This is a genomic window from Aurantibacter sp. (assembly GCF_039941195.1).
Lineage (GTDB): Bacteria > Bacteroidota > Bacteroidia > Flavobacteriales > Flavobacteriaceae > Aurantibacter_A.
The window spans coordinates 57,845-78,692 of sequence record NZ_JBDVFA010000093.1; the positions used below are offsets into that span (position 1 = coordinate 57,845).

Consider the following 20,848-nt stretch of genomic DNA (forward strand, 5'->3'; position numbering starts at 1 on the left):
GTTCTTAATCTAACCTTGGTAAATTGCGAATTCTAGATCAATATATTCTATCGAGATTTCTTTATAACTTTTTTAGTTCATTCGTTATATTGATGTTCATTTTCATCTTTCAAGCGATATGGCTTTTTATAGATGATTTTGCAGGAAAAGGTCTTGACATTGGAATAATAAGCAAGTTCTTCTTGTACATGATGCCTAGTCTATCTGAAAAGGTAATGCCACTTACCGTTTTACTCTCTTCAATTTTAACTTTCGGAAGTTTTGCAGAAAATTACGAGTTTGCTGCGATGAAAGCCTCGGGTATTTCACTACAACGTTCTATGTTAGTGCTAATCGTATTCGTTACGTTTTTAGGTGGGGTAACCTTTTATTTTGCCAACAGCGTTATTCCCGCATCGGAACAAAAAATCTATAACATGCGTAAAAATATTGCGAAAGTAAAGCCCGCTGCTGCAATAGAAGAAGGTGTTTTTAGTGATTTTGAAGGCATGAGCATTAAAGTTGATAGTAAGCATGGTGAAAAAGACCGCTTTTTAAATAATGTTATTATTCATAGAAAGTCAGCAACACAAGTGAATACAACGGTTACCAAAGCAAAAACTGGCGAATTAATTAGTAGTGAAGATTCTGAACTTATTCAACTTGTGCTTAGAGATGGTCATCATTACCAGGATCTAACTGTTAAAAACGGAAGGGATAAATTAAAATATCCTTTTATAAAAGGTGAATTCAATATTTATCGTATGAATATTGAAGCTCCACAAATTGGTGGTGAAGATTTAGAAGCTGATGGTGGTGTAAGTACCGATAAAATGAAAAGTGTAGGGCGCTTGACTAAAGACATCGATTCTCTCAGAAAAGATAATTTAAAAATAGTTCGTGCTTTTTCTAAAAATATTAGTCATCGTGCAGGCGCGTTTCCAATAATAAAAATTGATTCGGCTAAAATCAATAAGGAAAAAGAATTAACTGCAATAGATTCTACTAATTTATTGCGGCAACCTAATGCAATAGAGACGACGGTTAAAAGTGATTCTTTAAATGAGATTGCAGATGTTGTTGGACTTTATGACGAATGGCAAAAAGTTCAATTGTATAGCTCCGCAAAAAATACGGTAACCAATATTTTATCATCAATTAAAGGAAAAAGAGAAGAACTCGATAAAAGGTATGAAATCTACAATAGGCATATACTTTCATTACATAAAAAATATGCTTTAGCCTTATCGTGTATCATCCTCTTTTTTGTGGGTGCACCGCTTGGGGCAATTATACGCAAAGGTGGAATTGGATTACCTTTGGTTATTGCAGTATTACTATTTCTAGTATATTATTTTATAGGCGTTTTTGCTGAGAATTATGCTAAACAAAGTAATATTCACCCTATATTAGGTGCCTGGTTATCAACTATTATAATGCTCCCATTGAGTATATTTTTAACCAATAGGGCGACTGCTGATAAGGGTATGATTAACTTTGGCAATGCATTAGATTACTTTAAAAAATTATTTCGTAAAAAGGAAGAAATAGAAGTCACATGAGTACAAGTACTGAAAAGAAGATAAAGCTAGATACTATTGAAGAAGCCATTGCAGCAGTACGTAATGGTGAAGTAATAATAGTAGTGGATGATGAAAATCGAGAGAATGAAGGAGACTTTATTGCTGCTGCAGAACTAGTAACACCACAAATGATAAACTTTATGGCTACAAGCGGTAAAGGACTTATTTGTGCTCCGCTTACAGAAGGTAGATGTAAAGAATTAGGTTTACCGATGATGGTAACTCATAATTCAGACCCTCTGGAGACAGCTTTTACGGTTTCTGTAGATTTACGAGGACAAGGTGTTACAACAGGAATTTCGGCATCAGACCGTGCTAAAACAGTATTAGCATTAGTTAATAAAGAAACTAAACCACACGATTTAGCAAGACCAGGACATATTTTTCCATTGGTGGCGAAAGAAGGTGGAGTATTACGAAGAACGGGCCATACCGAAGCAGCTACAGATTTCGCAAGGTTAGCAGGTTTAAAACCTGCCGGAATTATTGTGGAAATTATGAATGAAGATGGCAGCATGGCGAGATTGCCGCAATTACTTGAAGTTGCGAAAAAGTTTAAACTAAAAATTGTTTCTATCGAAGATTTAATTGCCTACCGAATGGAGCATGATAGTCTTATCGAGAAAAAAGAAGATTTTGATATTAGTACACGATTTGGAGATTTTAGACTACGTGCCTATAAACAAACTACTAACGACCAAGTTCACATAGCGCTTACGAAAGGTAGTTGGAATAAAAACGAGGAGGTTTTAACTCGGATAAATTCCACATTAATTAATAATGATATTTTAGGAACGCTTACCAATAATCCGGATAAGCAACTAGAAGATATGTTCTCGACAATAAACAAGGCTGGTAAAGGAGCATTTGTATTTATAAATCAAGAACCGAAATCTCTTAATTTATTGAATAGATTGTCAGAATTAAAAGAACTGCAAAAACAGGCGATTTTTAAAGCGCCTAAAATAGATATGGATGCACGTGATTTTGGTGTTGGAGCTCAAATTTTGCACGACCTTAATATTTCTAAAATAAAATTACTTAGTAATTCTTCTCAAATAAAAAGAGTGGGCATGGTAGGTTATGGATTAGAAATTGTTGAGTATGTACCCTATTAAACACTATAAGACATAGGTCATTAAAGTGGCCAATACAGCATATAATAAAAGAGCTCTAAATATACCTTAGACCTCTTTTACATTTACTAAGAATTACAGTTTATAGTTTTCTTAGCCATATATTTCTAAACTGAGTTTTGTTACCATGATCTTGTAAAGCGATAAAATCATCTCCGTGTGCTTCAGGATAATGATGTAACCCAATATAGAATGTATTACCATTTATAGTTGTGTTATTCTGTACCAATACACCATTATGCAAAACAGTAATTCTTGCTTTAGCATCTAATGTGCCATCAGCTTTAAAGCGAGGTGCAGTATAAATTACATCATATGTATTCCATTCAAGCGGACTGCGCATAGCATTTACTAATGGTGCCACATCTTTATAAATAGAACCTGCTTGACCATTTCTATAGGTTCTATTCTGATAAGAATCTAAAATTTGTAATTCGTATCTATTTTGTAAAAACAATCCACTATTACCTCTTCCTTGGCTTACACCTTCCACTTTATCAGGGGCACTAAATTCAATATGTAATTGTATATCACCAAATTTCATTTTTGTCCGAATTCCTCCGGTACCTGGTTCAACTTCAAAGTACTTTCCGTCAATAATTTTCCAAGGAGCTGCTTTAGAAGAGTCTTTTTGGCTTACCCATTCATTTAGGTTTGTCCCATCAAATAAAACAATAGCATCTGAGGGAGCGTCTCCCAATGCTTTAGCGGGGGTTACAACAGATACTTCTGGTTCCCATATCTCTGTCATTTCAGGTTTCATGGGCATTGGAGACACCTCAGGTGGTGTACTCGAATATTTACTTTGTGCTTCTACGCCGAAGGAAACTAATACTGCAAAAACACTAATACTTAATACTCTTAATTTCATTTTATATAGCTTTTAATTGTATTGATTTTATTTATAATTGACTTTTAATGCACTCAACCATTTGCTGAGCTCTTTCTTTTACTTGTTCTTCTGTCCATGACAATTTAATTAAACAGGATATATTTCTTGATATCCATTGGTCAGAATTTGAGAAATTTGTTTTTGAGAAATCTTGAAGTCCGTCTAACATTTCTTGCGGCAATTTACCTAAAGACTTTTTTTCTGTCAAATGTTCCCATTTTTTATAATAATGCCAATTGTTTGCATACCAATAAAAGCATCCATCTACACCCACTTCAGCTAACGCTTTATGAGTTTGAACTGTCAATTTTTCGGTTGGAAGAAAGAAACTTAAAAACGAATAATTTTCTATACCCCCTTCAGGAACTTTTCGAAACTCTATTTCGGCAATTGAAGACAAAGCATCTCTTAGAATCGTATAATTTTTCTTTTGAATTGCTAAAAACTCCTCCAACCGATTTAATTGTGCTATTCCGACTGCAGCATTCAATTCAGAGATGCGGTAATTATACCCTAAAAACGGATGAGTTTCCGCTCCCCTATCATTACCCACATGGTCATGACCATGATCCGAATAATGATCTGCATTATTAATAAATTTCTCATTATTAGTAAGAATAGCTCCTCCTTCACCACATGTAATGGTTTTTACATAGTCGAAAGAAAAAGCCCCTAAATCTCCATAAGTGCCTAGTGCCTTACCTTCATAAGTACCTCCAATTGCTTGGCAAGCATCTTCTAACAATATTAAATTATGGGTAGTACAAATAGTCTTTAAAGCTCTTAAATCTGCCATAGAACCACACATATGTACTGGCATAATAGCCTTTGTTTTATCTGTAATTGCCTTTTCAACAGCTTTTGGCTCTAAGGTAAGAGTTGCATCTACATCTGCAAGAATTGGCACTGCACCTAGCGCTAAAACAGCTTCGAAACTTGCGACAAAAGTAAAAGTCGGAATTATTACTTCATCTCCAGCACCTACACCTGCACTCGCTAAAGCTGTAGTAATTGCAGCTGTTCCACTACTAACCAATAAGGTGTGTTTACAATTAAATCGTGCAGCCAATGCACCTTCTAATTCTTTTGCTTTGAAAATATTATTACGCATACCCTCAAAGCCATAGCGCATTAATACTCCTGTATCTAAAACTTCATTAACTTGTTTTCTCTCGGCATCACCAAAAAGTTCGAATCCTGGCATTTACTTAAAAATTATGATTTGTTGAATTTTGGGAAATTACTCTATTTCAATGACACTTTCATGCATATCTTTTCTGACTTTTTTAAAGTCCGCAAATATATCGTCATCGGCTCTATATCCAATAGGCATAACTAAAACAGAAGTGAGCCCTTTCTCTTTCAGTTTCAATAATTTATCATACGACTGCGGTTGAAATCCTTCCATAGGGCAAGAATCTATTTTTTCAACAGCGCAAACTGTTAAAATATTTCCCATTGCCAAATAAGCTTGATTCGTACTCCAGTTTTTAATTTGTTCAATATTTTTATTGGAAAAACTTTCGACTAAATCATTTCTAAAGGGCTTTAAAATCTCATCACTAACCTGCCGTATTTTCTTTATTTGTTCAAAATGCTTAGAAATATAAGTGGCGTCAATTGTATCATTTATACAAAATACCAATACATGTGACGCTTGTTCTACTTGCGCTTGGTTATATGAGAAAGGTACTAATTGTTGCTGTAATTCTTTGTTACCAATAATTAGTAAACTAATTGGCTGAAGTCCGTACGAGGTTGCAGTTAGATTAAAAGCTTCTTTTACTTTTTCGATTTTCTCTTTAGCTAATATCTTTTTTGGATCAAACTTTTTAACGGCGTACCGCCAATTCATATGTTCAATGATGTCTTTCATAATAATATTTGAATCCCGTTATCGCGGAACGTAAAAATTTAGTATCGAGTACTACAGAATAATAAGCTAATGGCTTAATTAAAAAACCACAACTTAATCGCCATGATTACAACCATCACTACTAAAAAGGATTTTATAAAACCATCCCCTTTTTGTACTGAAAAACGACTAGCAACCCAAGCTCCGGAACCAGTACCTATGGCCAAAACTAAACCAACTAACCATATAACTTTATCATTCAATATAAAAACAACCAGTGCAGCGGTCGAATATATAAGTACAACCATAACTTTAGTTGCATTGGCTTTAACCAATGTTAACTTATTAGTATAATGCAAAAATAATATAATTATAAATCCTAGGCCTGCATTTATAAATCCACCGTAAATACCAAAGAAAAAGAAAGCAATAATTCCTATCCACAAATGCTTTCCTATTACTCTTTCTAATAATTCATCCGATTTAATTTTAGGCTTAAATATGATAATTAATACTACTATGATCATCACAATAGCTAGAATTCTATTAAAGGTTTCACCCTTTATATCTACCGCAATATAAGCTCCTAAAACAGCTCCAAAAAAAGCTGATATTCCTAAATAAATATCAAACGGAAAAGTAGAAACACCTTTACTCTTAAATCCGGCAGTACCCATTAAATTCTGAATTACCACTCCTACTCTATTTGTGCCATTTGCTACACTTGGTGGTAATCCTAAAAAAATTAAGACAGGTAAAGTTAATAGTGATCCACCACCAGCAACAGTATTTATAAAACCAACAATAAAACCGACAAAAATTAAAAGCGGGTAATGGTACCATTCTTCCATTTTGTAAAAGTAAGCTCAAATAGAATTATAGCCTCAATTTTAATACTAAAAACCTATTAGTTAATGGTTCAATAATTTCAAATCAATAAGAATATTCTTACAAATGTCTCGTTATAGATAAAAAATATACTAATTTTACCAAACTATTGCATGGCGACCAACCAAAAAGTGCAAGGATATAATTGGCTGATTTTAATACTATTACTCGTAACAAATTTAAATCTTACAGCTCAAAATGATGAGGAAAAGACTAAAATTAGCGGGTTTATAGATTTTAACGGCTATTATGACACAAGAGAGTTTAGTGTGCTTACGTACAATATACTTGCCAATATGAATAGGTTTCAGTATTTCTCGCTTACAAATTACAAAAGTGGTAAACGCTCTTTTGATTTTGAAACGAATTATGCGGAACATAATGTAAGATATCGATTAAGTAAAACGTCGCCTTTAGATATTACGTTGCAATATGTAATGCGAAATGGAGCGGATAATGATGATTTCAGATTCGGATTTAGAGCGCGATTACAATCAATAAAAAAAATAAGTTCTTTTTTTAAGAAGTTAAACATGAGTTATTCTATTAACCCTATGTTTATACAGTTTAGAAGAAATACAAAAACAAAATACATGTCCATAATAGAACATGTATATCGCATTAATATATCCCCCAAAACATTTAATAACCGATTATATTTAGCAGGATTTATTGATCAAAATTTTAGTTATTTAGAAAATGGTGGTTTAGCATTTAAATATGTAAGTGAACATCAATTAGGCATTCGATTAATTAAAGAATTTTATGCCATTTTTGAGTTTAGAATTAACGATTTTCTCCCCGAAGATAACTACGGATTAGGATATGGTCTTGAATACAAAATTAATTTTTAAACCAAGGGGAATATGAACACAACTTTCTTAAAAAACCAACGCTTAAAATTTATCACCAAAAACTCAAAAATACTAGGTGTTCTAGTTTTAGTAATCACACTCTACAATTGCAATAGTACTAGTGCCGAGGTAATTAATATTGGTTATATCGGTCCTTTATCAACAAGAGCGACAGATTTGGGTATACCACCTGCTAATGCTATGAAATTAGCCGTTGAACAGTACAATAAAACTAAACACGCACAGCAGCCTCAGATAAATCTTTATATGGAAGATGATAAGTGGAAAATGGAAAATGCAATACCTGCTTATCAAAAATTGAAAGCAGAACATGATATAAAGGTGTTATTTATTAGCAATACCGACGGCACAATGGCCGTACAAAACAATATATTAAAAGATGGTGTTATTGCTGTTAACCCATTAAATAGTGATGACCTACTATCCACTACCAACGAAAATACATTTAGAATAGCCAAGAAAACCGAGGAAGCCAATGGTATAATTGCCATTCGCATCATTGAATTAGGATTAAAAAAGGTACTCTTTTTACAATATCCTAACGATTTTATGACCAGAGCGACCAATGCAGCAATCGATATTTTAAAAGAAGCTAATGTAGCCTATAAAGTAGTCACAGCCAATATAGGAGCAGTAGATTTTAAAGAAGAAATGGCAGAAGCTAAAGAAGAAGGTTTTGATGCTTTAGTTTTCTTTGGGTACAAGGAATTTGGTTATGCTATGAAACAAGCACGTGATGCAGGAATCACAGCTCCATTTTTCGGATCTACAGTTTTATTAGATCCAGAGTATTATGATAATTCTGAAGGCGCCATTGTAGGTACAGAATGTTGTTATTTTACCCCAGCTGATGGCAATTTTGTGCTAGCAAATAAGTTTATAGAACAGTATGAAGACATGTACAACAAAAAACCAACCTCAGTTTGGCCAGCAATGCAAGCATATGATGCCATGAATTTGGTATTGAATCAATTAGGAGATTTAAAAGACGGAATGCATGAATCCTTAACTTTAAGTGATATGTTACGTGATAAAATGAAAAAGGTAAGATATTATCAAGGCGTTTGTGGAAATTTATTAATCGCTGAAAATGGGTCTTCAAAAGGGATTTATTTTTCACTTTACCAATATGAGTCTAAAGGTAATTTGGTACAAGTAAGGCGTTAATAATATGAAGATTTGAGAAATATAAAGACTAAGCTAATAATTGCCTTTGGTACTACCATTACTGTCCTCCTATTGGTAATGGTGCTGAAATCTTTATATTCAAAAAAGGCCGAAAAAATCCAAAATGAAATTGATGTAAGAATTGAACCTGCCATAGAAATTTTAGATGCTTATCGCTCCTATAATAATGAATTGTATTTAATATCACTAAACAAAATTTCAACGGCCAAAAGCGATAAATTAACCAATCGCATGAAAATTATTACTGAGGTTGAACTGCCACATTTAAATAAAATGGCGTTCGATCTAGTTGCAACTTTCCATACTGATAATCCTGAATTCTCCGCTTTTAGTAAAATAATAGGCATTACTGATAATGCCATTATTAATGTAAAGGATATGTTTATTATTCTTCAAACCAAAAACGATTATGCTAAAATCGAAAAGCTTACCGTTTCTTCATCATTATTAAGAGATAAAATAGCACTGCAATTTAACGAGATTGACCACCTAGTATCTGCTTTACAATTTGATTTTAATCAAGAAAATAAAATTAAAAGAGCAGAACTTTCTAAACAATTAGTCAATCTTAATAAAATAATAATTTTATCTGGTACGGTCGCTATATTAATTAGCCTATTAGTAGCCTATAGAACAATACGGTCTATTGTTAACCCGATTAAAATTTTACAAGAAGGTGCAAAAAGAATTAGTGAAGGTGATTATAATTATCGTGTAGCATTAAATGGAAAAGATGAATTAAACGAGCTTGGAGATACTTTTAATACTATGGCCGACTCGTTAAGTAATAGTTTTGAACATATTAATAGTAAGAATAAAGAATTAGAACAATTTGTTTATATCGCTTCTCACGATTTACAAGAACCCTTACGAACTATTAGCAGTTTTTCACAATTATTGGATAAACAGTATAACGGCCAATTAGATGAAACTGGTAATCAAAGTTTGCATTTTATTTCGCAAGCAACTTCGCGTATGCAATATTTAGTAAAAGATTTAATGGACTACAGTCGCTTAGGAAGTGATAAATATACTGAACTTATTGATTGTGATGAATTACTGTTAGGTGTACAAAACGATTTATCAGAATTAGTAAAAGATACCAAAACCAATTTAGTGATTAATAAACTACCTGAAGTTTCAGGATATAAAACTTCTTTAGGGCTGTTATTTCAAAACTTGATTAATAATGCGATGAAGTTCCAGAACCCTGGGGTTAAACCTACGGTAGAAGTATTTATGATGGAAGATCCAGTTTTTTGGAAATTTGGTATTAAGGATAACGGTATTGGTATTGCACCACAGCACCAAGAAAAAATATTCTCCATTTTTAAACGTCTACATACTAAAAAGGCATACGAAGGAACGGGTATTGGACTTGCTCATTGTCTAAAAATTGTAGAAATGCATGGAGGTTCCATCCATGTAGAGTCCGAAATTAATAAGGGAAGTACGTTTTATTTCACTTTAGCAAAGAAGTTACTCGATGGTTGAAAAGCCCTAAAACATTGGTCGGAGTCATCATTCAATTGGTGCAAATAGCACACATTTAAAAAAAAATAGCATTATCTATAAAAATAAACTGAAACAACCTTTTACCGAATTGAAAAAGGTTGTTATATTTGCAACCGCTAAAGGAGGAATGGCAGAGTGGTCGAATGCACCAGTCTTGAAAACTGGCGAGGGTCACACCTCCGGGGGTTCGAATCCCTCTTCCTCCGCAGAAAACCCCAAAACAGCAATGTTTATGGGGTTTTTTATTACAAAATGTTAATCTTCAAAAGATAAGAAGTTACATATACAGAACAGGATGATAAGGGAAAACAGAAGGTAATCTCTCTTCCTCCATCAAAAGGAAACCTATAACGAAAATTATAGGTTTTTTTGATTTATAGATATCCATAATAGTTTTGAAATCTTAATTATGGAATTAGTTTAAAAAAAACTAGTCTTAACAAATTTTTATATCCAACAGTTAGGTAGTTTTAATGTTATCGCCATAATTTTGGCCTCCATAATTATGAAAGCAGTTTTAAAATACCTTTTTGCACTTTGCCTGTTTATCAGCGGCAATCAAATATCGACTCATCAAAATGATGAAAACGGGCTTTTAACTGCTGTTGAAAACCAACAAACAGGTAGGGGTTTAGATAGTGAGGTAAGTAGTATTAGACTTAATATCAAAGCTAAATCACTACTGCCAACGGCTGTGGTCTTACCAGCTGCAAAAATATCTAAGTTTGGCAATGAAGAAGAACAATCAACGAACCTAAGGTTATATCCTAACCATTCAAGATTCCATTTAGCATTAGATAACACTTTTTTTAGTTATAACAGTTTAGGCTCAATATTCAAAAAGCGCCATACGTTCTCATCCTATAGAAGGTATCTACTTTTTGAAGTATTTAGAATATAATATTTCTTCCTTTATACAATTCGAACTTTACTTATTGTCTTTACTCTTTTTTTGAGAAATCGAAATAAGCTAGAAAGACATGTGCTTGCATTTTTTGTCGCGATAATAATCTAAAAATTGACAAGTAAATTCGACTATAAAACGAACATTTCTCAATACTACAAAACATATTAAAACACCTATAATGGATACAAATCTAATATTGGTAAGTGCGTTTATAATTGCACTTATCTTCGTCCCAATATTTTTATTAATCAGAGTTGGTAATACCAACAAAAGAAAGTTACGTCAAAGATGCAATACAATAGCCGTTAAAAACGGATTAAAAATATCGGAAAAAGAATTTTGGGGTAATGCGATTATTGCGATAGACTTAAAAAATCAAAAGTTGTTGTTTTTACGTTACGAAAACGAGTCATTTGAAGAAAATATAATTGACTTAACAAACTATAAAGAATGCAATATAAATGCTGTATATAGTAGAGCCAAGACAAAATACAAGAAAGCTAATATTTTGGAAAAAGTTGACCTACAAGTTGACTATAATGGCAATAACACTGCTATAAAGACTCTAAATTTTTACGATAATAATCGGCTATATGGTGAAAATCTGGAACTATTGAGAGCAGAAAAATGGAAGAAAATTATTAAAAATTCATAATCTCCACCAAAAGAAAACCTATATCGAAAGTTATAGGTTTTTTGTTTTATATAATTCACCTATCTTCAAATTATATAATAATGAAGCCAACCAAAGTTCTTATTCAAAAGGATAAATAATTACGGCTATTGACTAAGACAGAACAACTAGGTTCTGAATTAACAACCTGAAAAACCAAAAAATTGAAATTACCAATGCACAAAATACTACTGATTTTCATTACCCTCTGTCTGCTCAATTTCCATACTAGTATTGCACAGTCCAACGGAAAAAACAAAAAGCCCAATGTACTTTTCATTATAGCTGATGATTTAACAGCAACGGCAATTTCTTCTTATGAAAACCAAGCTATTCATACGCCCCACATCGATGCACTAGCTGCACAGGGAACACGCTATACCAAAACATACACGCAATATCCTGTTTGTGGTCCTTCACGAGCATCTTTGCTTTTTGGTTACTACCCCAACGCAACACAAACCTTTGGTTATGTAAGTGGAAGAGAAAATGTTGGTCCTGCTCGCAAATCCTTACCACAAGTTTTTAAAGACAACGGGTATTATACAGCGAGAGTAAGTAAAATTTATCATATGGGTGTACCCATAGATATTGAAAAAGGATCTAACGGTAAAGATGACGAAGCCTCATGGACCGAACGTTTTAATAGTCAAGGGCCTGAATGGCAAGCAAAAGGAGATGCCGAATTGGTACAAAACAATCCGTATGGAAAACTTCCTAGAAAAGGCGGTAATGTTATGACTATCGTTAAAGCCGATGGTGATGATTTAGAACATTCCGATGGTAAAACAGCACAAAAAGCTTCTGAATTACTTCGCAAACATAAAAACGAACCTTTCTTTTTAGCGGTCGGTTTAGTGCGCCCACATGTACCCTTTGTTGCCCCTAAAAAATACTTTGAACCTTATCCACCACAACAAATTGTTTTACCGCCAAAGGTGGAAAATGATTGGGATGATATTCCTGCAAGGGGAATTAATTATGTTACAAGTGTAAATGGGCATATGTCTGAAGAACAAGAAAGAAAAGCTGTGGCCGCATATTATGCATCCGTTGCATACATGGACGCCCAAATAGGGGAAATTTTAAAGACTTTAAATGAGGAAGGATTAGCAGATAATACGATAGTTGTTTTTACCTCGGACCACGGTTTTCATTTAGGAGAACATCGGTTTTGGATGAAAGTTAGTTTGCATGAAGAGTCTGTTCGTGTACCTATGATTATTAAAGTACCAGGGAAATCTCCGGCAGTATGTAATTCGTTTACAGAATTACTAGACCTCTACCCTACTTTAACCGATTTAGCTGGCCTTAAAAACAACAAACATTTACAAGGAAAAAGTATTAAGACTACGTTAGACAATCCGTTACATTCGGTACGGGATATGGCTTTTTCTGTAAGTCAGGGTGGGCAATCTTTTTTAGTGCGAACAGACAAATGGGCATATATTCAATACGACGAAGATGCTGGTTCTGGGATGGAGTTATTTGATATGGACTTGGATCCAAAACAGTATAATAATTTAGCGCCTAATCCTAAATATAGTATTGTATTAAAAGAAATGCAGCAAAAGCTAAAAAAGAAATTAGCAACAGTTAGGACTAATGATTTGGGTATTAACTATGAGAGTAAATAGTTAATCCTAATTGAGACACTTAACAAATAATATTAAAAATGAACTTTAGTAAAAGCCGCAACACTCCTCATCCATTTATAAAAATTGTCTTAGTTACATTAAGCCTATTTACATTAATTAACCTTTTTAATTCTTGTTCAAGTACCAAAAGTAAATTGACAAACGGAGAAAAAGATTCAAAAACAGTATTAAAATTAAAACCCTCGGAAAATAACCCCCGAAATAGTGAAGGGGATTTTATTTCCCTAAAAGATGGGCGAATATTATTTATCTACAGTCGATATAGTGGGGATTCGGCAAGCGACCATGCCCCTGCTTCTTTAGCTGGAAGATATTCTAGTGACGGGGGAAAAACATGGACAAATGAAGATGAAATTATTGTTACCAATGAAGGTGGCATGAACGTAATGTCCGTTTCTTTGCTGCGCTTGCAAAATGGTAAAATTGTCTTGTTTTATATAAAGAAAAATTCAAATGAGGATGCTTCTCCTATGATGCGTATTTCAAATGATGAGGCTAAAACATGGAGTGATCCAATACAATGTATTACCAACAAACCGGGATATTTTGTCTTAAACAATGATAGAGTTATTCAATTAAAAAATGGAAGAATTATACTCCCTGTTTCAAGACATAACACTCCTGATAGTGAATGGCGTAATAAAGGTGATTTGTTTTGTTATTATTCTGATGATAATGGTAACACTTGGTTGTCTAGCACTCAAGTTCCAGATACAACGAACATAACAGTACAAGAACCTGGACTTATTGAAATGAGCGATGGTCGTATTATGATGTATGCAAGAGCTAGTGATGGCTTTCAAATGAATTCCTATTCAAGTGATTATGGAGTTACCTGGAATAGCATTCAAAACACTACCATTCCTTCTCCACTTTCCCCTGCTTCTATTGAAAAAATACCTGCGACTGGTGATTGGTTAATAGTCTGGAATAATAATGATGGTACCAAAAAATCGATTGGAGGTAAACGAACACCTTTGACTATGGCAATATCTAAAGATGAAGGTAAAACTTGGGAAAATATAAAGAATATTGAAAACAATCCTGAAGGTTGGTATTGCTATACGGCTATAGACTTTGTAGGTGACCAAGTTCTACTTAGTTATTGTGCTGGTGTTCGCAAAAAAGGAGCTAGTGGCAGCGGTCTGGCCACCACAAATATTACTCAAATAGGTCTTGATTGGATATATAAATAGTATTCCCATTTTTCGAAGGATCGAATAGCTTCTAATTTACTTTCACTCCTAAATTTATTTTTTAAATCCGTAACTTAATTGGCTACAACCAACTAAAAAAGAATAAAAATGAAGCGATATGTATTACTTATTGTCATGTGCCTTACAGTTAATTTCACATCTTCTATAGCGGCACAAGAGAAAACAAGACTAACATCCCATATAAAAACAAGTTTAAATGCATATTCATTCAATTCCCTTCTCGCTGTAGAAAAGACAATGGATATTAATGATTTATTCGAGTATTGCGTATCTAGAAAAATTGATGCCGTCGACCTCACCGCATATTATTTTCCAACATACCCCAAAGTTCCGTCAGACGAATTTCTTTATGAAGTGAAAAGAAATGCATTTTTATTAGGTGTAGCAATTAGTGGCACTGGAGTCAAAAATGATTTTACAAATCCTAATATAATTAAACGGAAAGAAAGTATTCAATTAGTAAAGGATTGGATTATAGCCGCCGAAAAAATGGGCGCTCCGGTAATTCGAATTTTTGCAGGTGTCAGTGATGTTTCAAATTACAGTAGAACAGAAGTTACTGGATGGTTAGTTACAACCATAAAAGAATGTGTTGCATTTGGCAAAGCACATGGTGTAGTTGTAGCTATACAAAATCATCACGATTTTATAGCGAATGCAGATCAAGTTATTGATTTAATTAAAAAAGTAGATTCAGACTGGTTTGGTTTAATTCTGGACACCGGAAGTTATTGGGAAGGTGATAGCTATGCTCAAATAGAAAAAACTGTTCAATATGCTGTAAACTGGCAGGTTAAGGAGATGATTTATATGAACGGAAAAGAGGAAAAAGCAGATATAGAGCGTATATTTAAAATTATCAGAGATTCTGGTTATAGTGGCTATGTTCCTATTGAAACTTTAGAAAAAGGTGACCCAACAGAAGTAGTTGATGCCTTTATTATAAAAATTAAGGAAACCATAAAAAAGGTATATAACAACTAATTGTAACTATTTGTTTTTGGCTAAAAAATTTCGAAACCATTTTCCTGAAGTTTTAATAATTCTTTTTTGCGTATCAAAATCGATATAAACTAAACCAAACCTGGGATAATAACCTTCAGCCCATTCGAAATTATCGGTGAAGGTCCACACAAAATAACCTGAAACTTTTAAGCCATCCTTTTGCGCTCGTTTTACTTCTTTCAAATAATTCTGTAAATAAGAAAGTCGTTTTAAATCTTTTACATTATTATTTCTTCGAACATCTTCAAAAGCTGCACCATTTTCGGTAACAATAATTTTTTTAATACCCTCATAACTATTGAATTTTTTAAGCATTTCATATATACTCGGAGGATAAACTTCCCAATCCATTAAAGTGGTTTCTACATTACGTTTGGTAGCTTTAATAATTTTAGCTCGTAAATAAGGCACCGTATAACTGTGTCTAACAACTTCTCGGGTATAATTCTGAATACCAATAAAATCAAAATCGAAAACCATGTTTTCTTTGTCGCCAGGTTGTATATATTTTTCAATGCGCTTTAAAACTCTCAAATCATCCGAGGGATATCCCAATCCCAATGACGGTTCAATAAAAAGTCTATTCAATAGTGTATCGGCTTTTTGTGCAGCAATAACATCCGTTTTTTTATTCGAAAAAGGAGTTATTTGAGAACAAGAAAAGGTTGTGCCTATTTCGGCATCAACCACTTCAGTTCTTAAAACTCTACCTCCTATTGCTTGACACATTGTGGCATGATGAATTGCTGGTAAGAATTTTTTTAATCCTTTTCTACCAGGAGCATGAACCCCTAAAAAATACCCTGCGCCAGTAAAAACCATGGGCTCATTTAATACCATCCAATGTTTTACACGGTCTCCAAAACGCTTGGCACATAATTTCACATAAGCTTCAAACCAACCTAAAATTTCTCTATTGGTCCAACCGCCTTTATCCTCAAGACTTTGTGGTAAATCCCAGTGATATAGCGTTACCCAAGGAGTAATTCCGCATGTAATACAAAAATCAATTACTTTATTGTAGAAATTTATTCCCGCCTCATTTACAACACCTACTCCATTTGGCAAAACCCTTGTCCACGAAATTGAAAATCTAAAATTTTCAATGTTCATCGATTTCATTAAAAGAATATCTCTTTCGTAATCCGCATAAAATTCACAAGCATCTTGTCCATGATGACCATTGTAAATATTACCTTTTTTAAGAACAAAGCGGTCCCATATAGATTCACTTTTACCAGCTACATTATGAGCTCCTTCTATTTGATATGCAGCTGTAGAAACTCCCCAAACAAAATTTTTGCCGAAATTAGATGCCTTTAATTGGAAATCTTGGGGATTATTTTTTTGAGACATTAATTAAATTCTTGTACCTACAATAGCCTCTTCTAAAACACGACCTATAATTTTTTCAGTAATGTCCGGATAATTCACTTCTATTTTTGAATCCCCATCTACCCAATTTCGAAGTTTTTCCAAATGTTTTAATTTTAAACTTTTAATAACAGGAACGCCCATTTCCTTTAACGAAGCGGCATTACATTGTTGTTCATATTGTCCTTTCATTGGTATTACCATCAATTTTTTTCGCATGTGGAGTGCCTCTGCAGGTGTTTCGAATCCAGCTCCACATAATACTCCAGTACTATTGGCCATGCTATGTATAAAAGCATTATTATCAATTGGTCGAACAGCAATATTATGCCAGTAATATTTTGTGGTCGTATGTTTAGAAAAAACATGCCAATCAACATTCTTAATGTTCAAAAGCATGTTTAGAATTTTAGCATCGCTATAAGAAGGCAAGTAAACGGTATAATGATTTCTTGTACTTTGTGTTATAGTTCTAATTTCTTGTCGAATTATAGGCGTGTAAGTTTTATCATCGTATTCTTTAAAATGCAAGCCGTATTGTATTGTGGTCGGCGCATAATTCTTGAGAATAGTTTTCCCAATTAAATCATTTTTTTTGGGTTTCGGAGCTCTTGGAGAAATTACTGCCGCTTGGTGACTTAAGCTAATACAATTAATATGTTTAAGCTTACAAGCCCATGCTGATACCGGTTCAAAATCATTTATTACCAAATCGTATTTTTCTACAGGAACGGCCTTTATTTCTTTTTGTAATCTAGCCGAATTGGTTTTTAAATATGTTCGCCACATATCTACTCCCCCTTTTTTACCAAAGATAAAACTCCAACCTTTTAAGTTATATTTTATAGGATGCGGCAAACCTACATCGGCCTGCGTACCACTAACTAAAATATCTAAGTCAATTTTTCTATTTTGAAGAATAGGTATAATATCACGAGCTCGACTTAAATGTCCATTTCCGGTGCCCTGTATTGCATAAAGTACTTTCATAGTTGCTTTATTTATTTAGGTGCTCTAGAAACTGACATTTTTTCAAATTCATCCATTAAGCTTTTAAAAAGTTGACTTTGCTCTAATACTTCTACAGAATCTGTTATTTCTATATCATTCGATTTAGTTTCTATATCATCTTCGTAATTGTATAATTTCCACTTACGGTCATTATATTCCAAAGCTGTTAAATTCTCTATCCAATCACCAGAATTTAAATAGGTAACGCTTCCTTTATTAGTTTCAATTTTTCTAATTTCTGGTTGATGTATGTGTCCGCATACTACGTAATCAAATTCATTATCAATTGCTATTTCTGCTGCAACTTTTTCAAAGTCATTGATAAATTTTACAGCAGACTTCACTCCGTTTTTTATCTTCTTTGACATTGATACTGGTCCCTTACCAAATTTTTTATAACCGTAGTTAATTGCTCGATTTAAAAGTATCAATGAATCGTAACCAATAGCGCCAAGTTTTGCAATCCATTTGGAGTGTTGCATGGTTACATCAAAAACATCACCGTGAAAAAACCATGCTTTTTGACCATGTATATCAAGTAAAAGCTTGTTAGATATACTAAAAGAACCCATCTTAAAATCCGCGAATTTCCGAAGCATTTCATCATGGTTGCCCGTAATATAATGTACACGAACTCCTATAGATATCCATTCCATCAAAAGCTTAATGACTTTCATATGGGCTTTCGGCCAATAGCGTTTACTAAATTGCCAAATATCAATTATATCACCATTTAATATTACTTGTTTAGGCTTTATGGACTTCATGTATCTCAACAATTCTTTAGCATGACAGCCGTAGGTGCCTAAATGAACATCAGAAATAACAACAATATCAACTGGTCTTTTCTTCATATAAATTTCTGCCGATTAGTTTTGGGGGTTCTTCTAAATTTGGATGGAGCCAAGTAACTCTTAATTTGCAAAATGAGATAATAATCTATTATGCTTGAAAAATATTCAACAACCTTTTTCATATCACTGTATATTGATATTATCAAAGTTTGTAAATAAATTCGGATAAGATTGTAAAGGAAAATTTAACCTTAGGTTATAAAATAGTTTCCTAAACTTTATAGTAAGTGAACATTAGAAATTAATTTATCAAATGCCAACCTTAGTAGTTTTTACCTTTAACCATAGTTCTATAAAATTTTAGTCTAAAATTGTTAATCTCTTAAATAACTAGCAGTCTTAATAGTGTTTTCCAATTAATTTGTTGAAATTTATAGCACTTCAAAAATTTAAATAAAAGTCCAATTCAACTTCCAGAAACTTAAGAATACAATGATTTCAAATAAAACGCTGCTTGTCAACACATTAATCACATTTCTATTCATTTTTTTTACTAGTTGTAAAGAAAGCGCCAAGGAAAGTAAAGATCAAAAGGATTCAGCTAAAGAAAATGAATATGCAAGAGGTGAAATGGTCTGGGCTAGTGGAATGGAAATTTTTAATAATAAATGTGCCAGTTGTCACAATTTTGAAATGTCTGAAATTGGACCAAATTTAAGTGGAATTACTTCGGAAGTAGACAAAGAATGGCTAAAGACTTTTATAAATAATCCACAAGCAGTAATTGAAAGTGGTGATGAACGCGCTGTTGCAAAATTTGAAACTTATAAATTATATATGCCTGCTTTTCCAGATATAAAAGGTGAGGAACTAGAAAATCTGTTAGGATTCATTCACCATTTCTCAGAAGCAGAAAAAAAGAATAAAAGTAATAGACCTGGTGGATTGGTAAATCCAGTTTCAGAAAAAATTGAAAACTCAAATTTAAATTTAGTACTTGAAGAATGGCTTACTATACCCGCAAGTGCTGATGAAACACCCTTGGCACGCATTAACAAATTTGCATCCTTAAAAATGTCTTCGGGAGAACGATTATTTATTTCTGACTTACGCGGAAAGTTGTTTGAAATTGTAAATGACACGGTACAAGTGTATATGGATTTATCCAAAGAGCCAGACTTCTTTCATAGTCCAGGTTGGGCAAATGGTTTAGGTAGTTACGCATTTCACCCTGAATTCGAAACTAATGGACTTATGTATACAACGCATACTGTTCCCGCAAATAAGGCACCGGCAGATTTCCCAATGCCTGAAGGAGTACGTAGTACTTTACAATGGATATTAACAGAATGGAAAACTGATGACCCTAATGCTAAAGAATTTTCTGGAACAAAACGAGAAGTCCTTAGAATTGAAATGTTTGCAAGAGCACATGGAGTGCAAGAATTAACTTTTAATCCGTTCGCTAAAAAAGGTGATGCCGATTATGGTTTGTTTTATTTAGGTATTGGTGATGGCTCATTAGCCTTAGGAGGTCATCCTGAGTTTTGCAATAATCCTAATAATATTTGGAGTAGTATTATTAGAATTGATCCGCTTGGTAATAATAGTAAAAACGGCAAGTATGGCATTCCAAAGGATAATCCATTTGCGGATGACCCAGAAAAAGTTCGCGAAATATGGGCTACTGGATTTAGAAACCCACATCGCTTTGCATGGAATAAAGAAAAGCCAAATCAATTGTTAGTGTCTAATATTGGTCAACATAGTGTAGAAGAGGTTAATTTAATAAAAAAAGGTGCAGATTATGGCTGGCCTAACAGAGAAGGAACCTTTTTATATGATGTAAATGCAAATACCGAATTAGTATATCCGTTGCCTGAGGAAGAGGGTACTAATTACACAAATCCTGTAATACAGTATGATCATGATGAAGGTAATGCAGTATGTGGAGGTTATGTTTATTATGGAGATAAAATTCCATTATTAAAAGGGAAATACATATTTGGCGATATCCCACGAGGCACATTCTTTTATTCCAACACAGCAGATATCGCTGATGGCAAAGTTGCCCCAGCATATAGGATAGGATTAGAAATTAATGGCAAAGTCACTAAAATGACAGATGTGGTTAATAATCAGAGAGTTGAAATCAGATTCGGACAAGATAATTCAGGTGAAATCTATGTCTTTGCTAAAAGTAATGGGAAGGTTTACAAAGTAGTCGGTTGTAATAAAATATAAGGATTTTCGTTTTTATTATATGACAAAAATCATTTTAAGGGAATCTTTTCTTGT

At 33.4% G+C, this 20,848-nt stretch carries 18 protein-coding genes and 1 tRNA gene; 12 read left to right on the forward strand and 7 right to left on the reverse strand.

The window, feature by feature from the left end:
- Positions 1–23: 23 nt before the first annotated feature.
- A complete protein-coding gene (locus ABJF52_RS15670) occupies positions 24–1,541 on the forward strand; it encodes an LptF/LptG family permease (protein ID WP_348152321.1) in 1,518 nt (505 codons plus the stop codon).
- On the forward strand, positions 1,538–2,680 hold the full coding sequence (gene ribB / locus ABJF52_RS15675) for a 3,4-dihydroxy-2-butanone-4-phosphate synthase (RefSeq protein ID WP_348152323.1): 1,143 nt from the start codon (positions 1,538–1,540) through the stop codon (positions 2,678–2,680). The genes ABJF52_RS15670 and ribB overlap by 4 nt, the downstream gene beginning before the upstream one ends.
- 100 nt (positions 2,681–2,780) lie before the next feature.
- Here the strand turns inward: ribB and ABJF52_RS15680 are convergent, their stop codons facing one another.
- The 4 genes from ABJF52_RS15680 to ABJF52_RS15695 all read right to left on the reverse strand — a co-directional run bounded on the left by ABJF52_RS15680 (position 2,781) and on the right by ABJF52_RS15695 (position 6,296).
- Positions 2,781–3,569, reverse strand: a complete 789-nt coding sequence (locus ABJF52_RS15680) for a DUF1080 domain-containing protein (protein WP_348152326.1) — start codon at positions 3,567–3,569, stop codon at positions 2,781–2,783.
- Positions 3,570–3,600: 31 nt separating this feature from the next.
- Complete coding sequence (locus ABJF52_RS15685; RefSeq protein ID WP_348152329.1) at positions 3,601–4,794, reverse strand: DegT/DnrJ/EryC1/StrS family aminotransferase; 1,194 nt, start codon at positions 4,792–4,794, stop codon at positions 3,601–3,603.
- A gap of 36 nt (positions 4,795–4,830) precedes the next feature.
- On the reverse strand, positions 4,831–5,466 hold the full coding sequence (locus tag ABJF52_RS15690; RefSeq protein WP_348152331.1) for a nitroreductase family protein: 636 nt from the start codon (positions 5,464–5,466) through the stop codon (positions 4,831–4,833).
- A gap of 74 nt (positions 5,467–5,540) precedes the next feature.
- Positions 5,541–6,296, reverse strand: a complete 756-nt coding sequence (locus tag ABJF52_RS15695) for a sulfite exporter TauE/SafE family protein (protein WP_348152334.1) — start codon at positions 6,294–6,296, stop codon at positions 5,541–5,543.
- A gap of 150 nt (positions 6,297–6,446) precedes the next feature.
- On the opposite strand from ABJF52_RS15695, the gene ABJF52_RS15700 reads away from it, so the two are divergent.
- The 9 genes from ABJF52_RS15700 to ABJF52_RS15740 all read left to right on the forward strand — a co-directional run bounded on the left by ABJF52_RS15700 (position 6,447) and on the right by ABJF52_RS15740 (position 15,350).
- Positions 6,447–7,187 carry a hypothetical protein gene (locus tag ABJF52_RS15700; protein ID WP_348152336.1) on the forward strand — a complete coding sequence of 247 codons (741 nt, stop codon included), beginning with the start codon at positions 6,447–6,449 and terminating at the stop codon, positions 7,185–7,187.
- Between the two features lie 12 nt (positions 7,188–7,199).
- Positions 7,200–8,375: an ABC transporter substrate-binding protein gene (locus ABJF52_RS15705; RefSeq protein ID WP_348152339.1), complete on the forward strand. Its 1,176-nt coding sequence runs from the start codon at positions 7,200–7,202 to the stop codon at positions 8,373–8,375.
- A gap of 12 nt (positions 8,376–8,387) precedes the next feature.
- The gene (locus tag ABJF52_RS15710) at positions 8,388–9,890 is read left to right on the forward strand and encodes an ATP-binding protein (RefSeq protein WP_348152342.1); all 1,503 of its coding nucleotides are present in this window, start codon (positions 8,388–8,390) and stop codon (positions 9,888–9,890) included.
- A 142-nt stretch (positions 9,891–10,032) separates the two neighbouring features.
- Positions 10,033–10,117 (forward strand) — tRNA-Ser (locus ABJF52_RS15715).
- 299 nt (positions 10,118–10,416) lie between these two features.
- Positions 10,417–10,812, forward strand: a complete 396-nt coding sequence (locus ABJF52_RS15720) for a hypothetical protein (RefSeq protein ID WP_348152345.1) — start codon at positions 10,417–10,419, stop codon at positions 10,810–10,812.
- A 184-nt stretch (positions 10,813–10,996) separates the two neighbouring features.
- Complete coding sequence (locus tag ABJF52_RS15725; protein WP_348152348.1) at positions 10,997–11,473, forward strand: hypothetical protein; 477 nt, start codon at positions 10,997–10,999, stop codon at positions 11,471–11,473.
- Positions 11,474–11,667: 194 nt separating this feature from the next.
- Complete coding sequence (locus ABJF52_RS15730) at positions 11,668–13,128, forward strand: sulfatase (RefSeq protein ID WP_348152350.1); 1,461 nt, start codon at positions 11,668–11,670, stop codon at positions 13,126–13,128.
- A gap of 38 nt (positions 13,129–13,166) precedes the next feature.
- The gene (locus tag ABJF52_RS15735; protein WP_348152353.1) at positions 13,167–14,345 is read left to right on the forward strand and encodes a sialidase family protein; all 1,179 of its coding nucleotides are present in this window, start codon (positions 13,167–13,169) and stop codon (positions 14,343–14,345) included.
- Between the two features lie 108 nt (positions 14,346–14,453).
- Positions 14,454–15,350 (forward strand): sugar phosphate isomerase/epimerase family protein, encoded by an 897-nt coding sequence (locus ABJF52_RS15740; RefSeq protein ID WP_348152356.1) that lies wholly within the window; start codon positions 14,454–14,456, stop codon positions 15,348–15,350.
- Positions 15,351–15,356: 6 nt separating this feature from the next.
- Here the strand turns inward: ABJF52_RS15740 and ABJF52_RS15745 are convergent, their stop codons facing one another.
- Genes ABJF52_RS15745 through ABJF52_RS15755 form a run of 3 tightly spaced genes read right to left on the reverse strand, consistent with a single transcriptional unit; the run spans position 15,357 to position 18,610 of the window.
- On the reverse strand, positions 15,357–16,727 hold the full coding sequence (locus ABJF52_RS15745) for a GH1 family beta-glucosidase (RefSeq protein ID WP_348152357.1): 1,371 nt from the start codon (positions 16,725–16,727) through the stop codon (positions 15,357–15,359).
- Between the two features lie 3 nt (positions 16,728–16,730).
- A complete protein-coding gene (locus ABJF52_RS15750) occupies positions 16,731–17,735 on the reverse strand; it encodes a glycosyltransferase family protein (protein ID WP_348152359.1) in 1,005 nt (334 codons plus the stop codon).
- Between the two features lie 11 nt (positions 17,736–17,746).
- Positions 17,747–18,610 carry a UDP-2,3-diacylglucosamine diphosphatase gene (locus tag ABJF52_RS15755; RefSeq protein WP_348152362.1) on the reverse strand — a complete coding sequence of 288 codons (864 nt, stop codon included), beginning with the start codon at positions 18,608–18,610 and terminating at the stop codon, positions 17,747–17,749.
- A 432-nt stretch (positions 18,611–19,042) separates the two neighbouring features.
- Between ABJF52_RS15755 and ABJF52_RS15760 the strand changes: the two genes are divergently transcribed.
- Positions 19,043–20,794, forward strand: a complete 1,752-nt coding sequence (locus ABJF52_RS15760) for a PQQ-dependent sugar dehydrogenase (protein WP_348152365.1) — start codon at positions 19,043–19,045, stop codon at positions 20,792–20,794.
- Positions 20,795–20,848 lie beyond the last annotated feature (54 nt).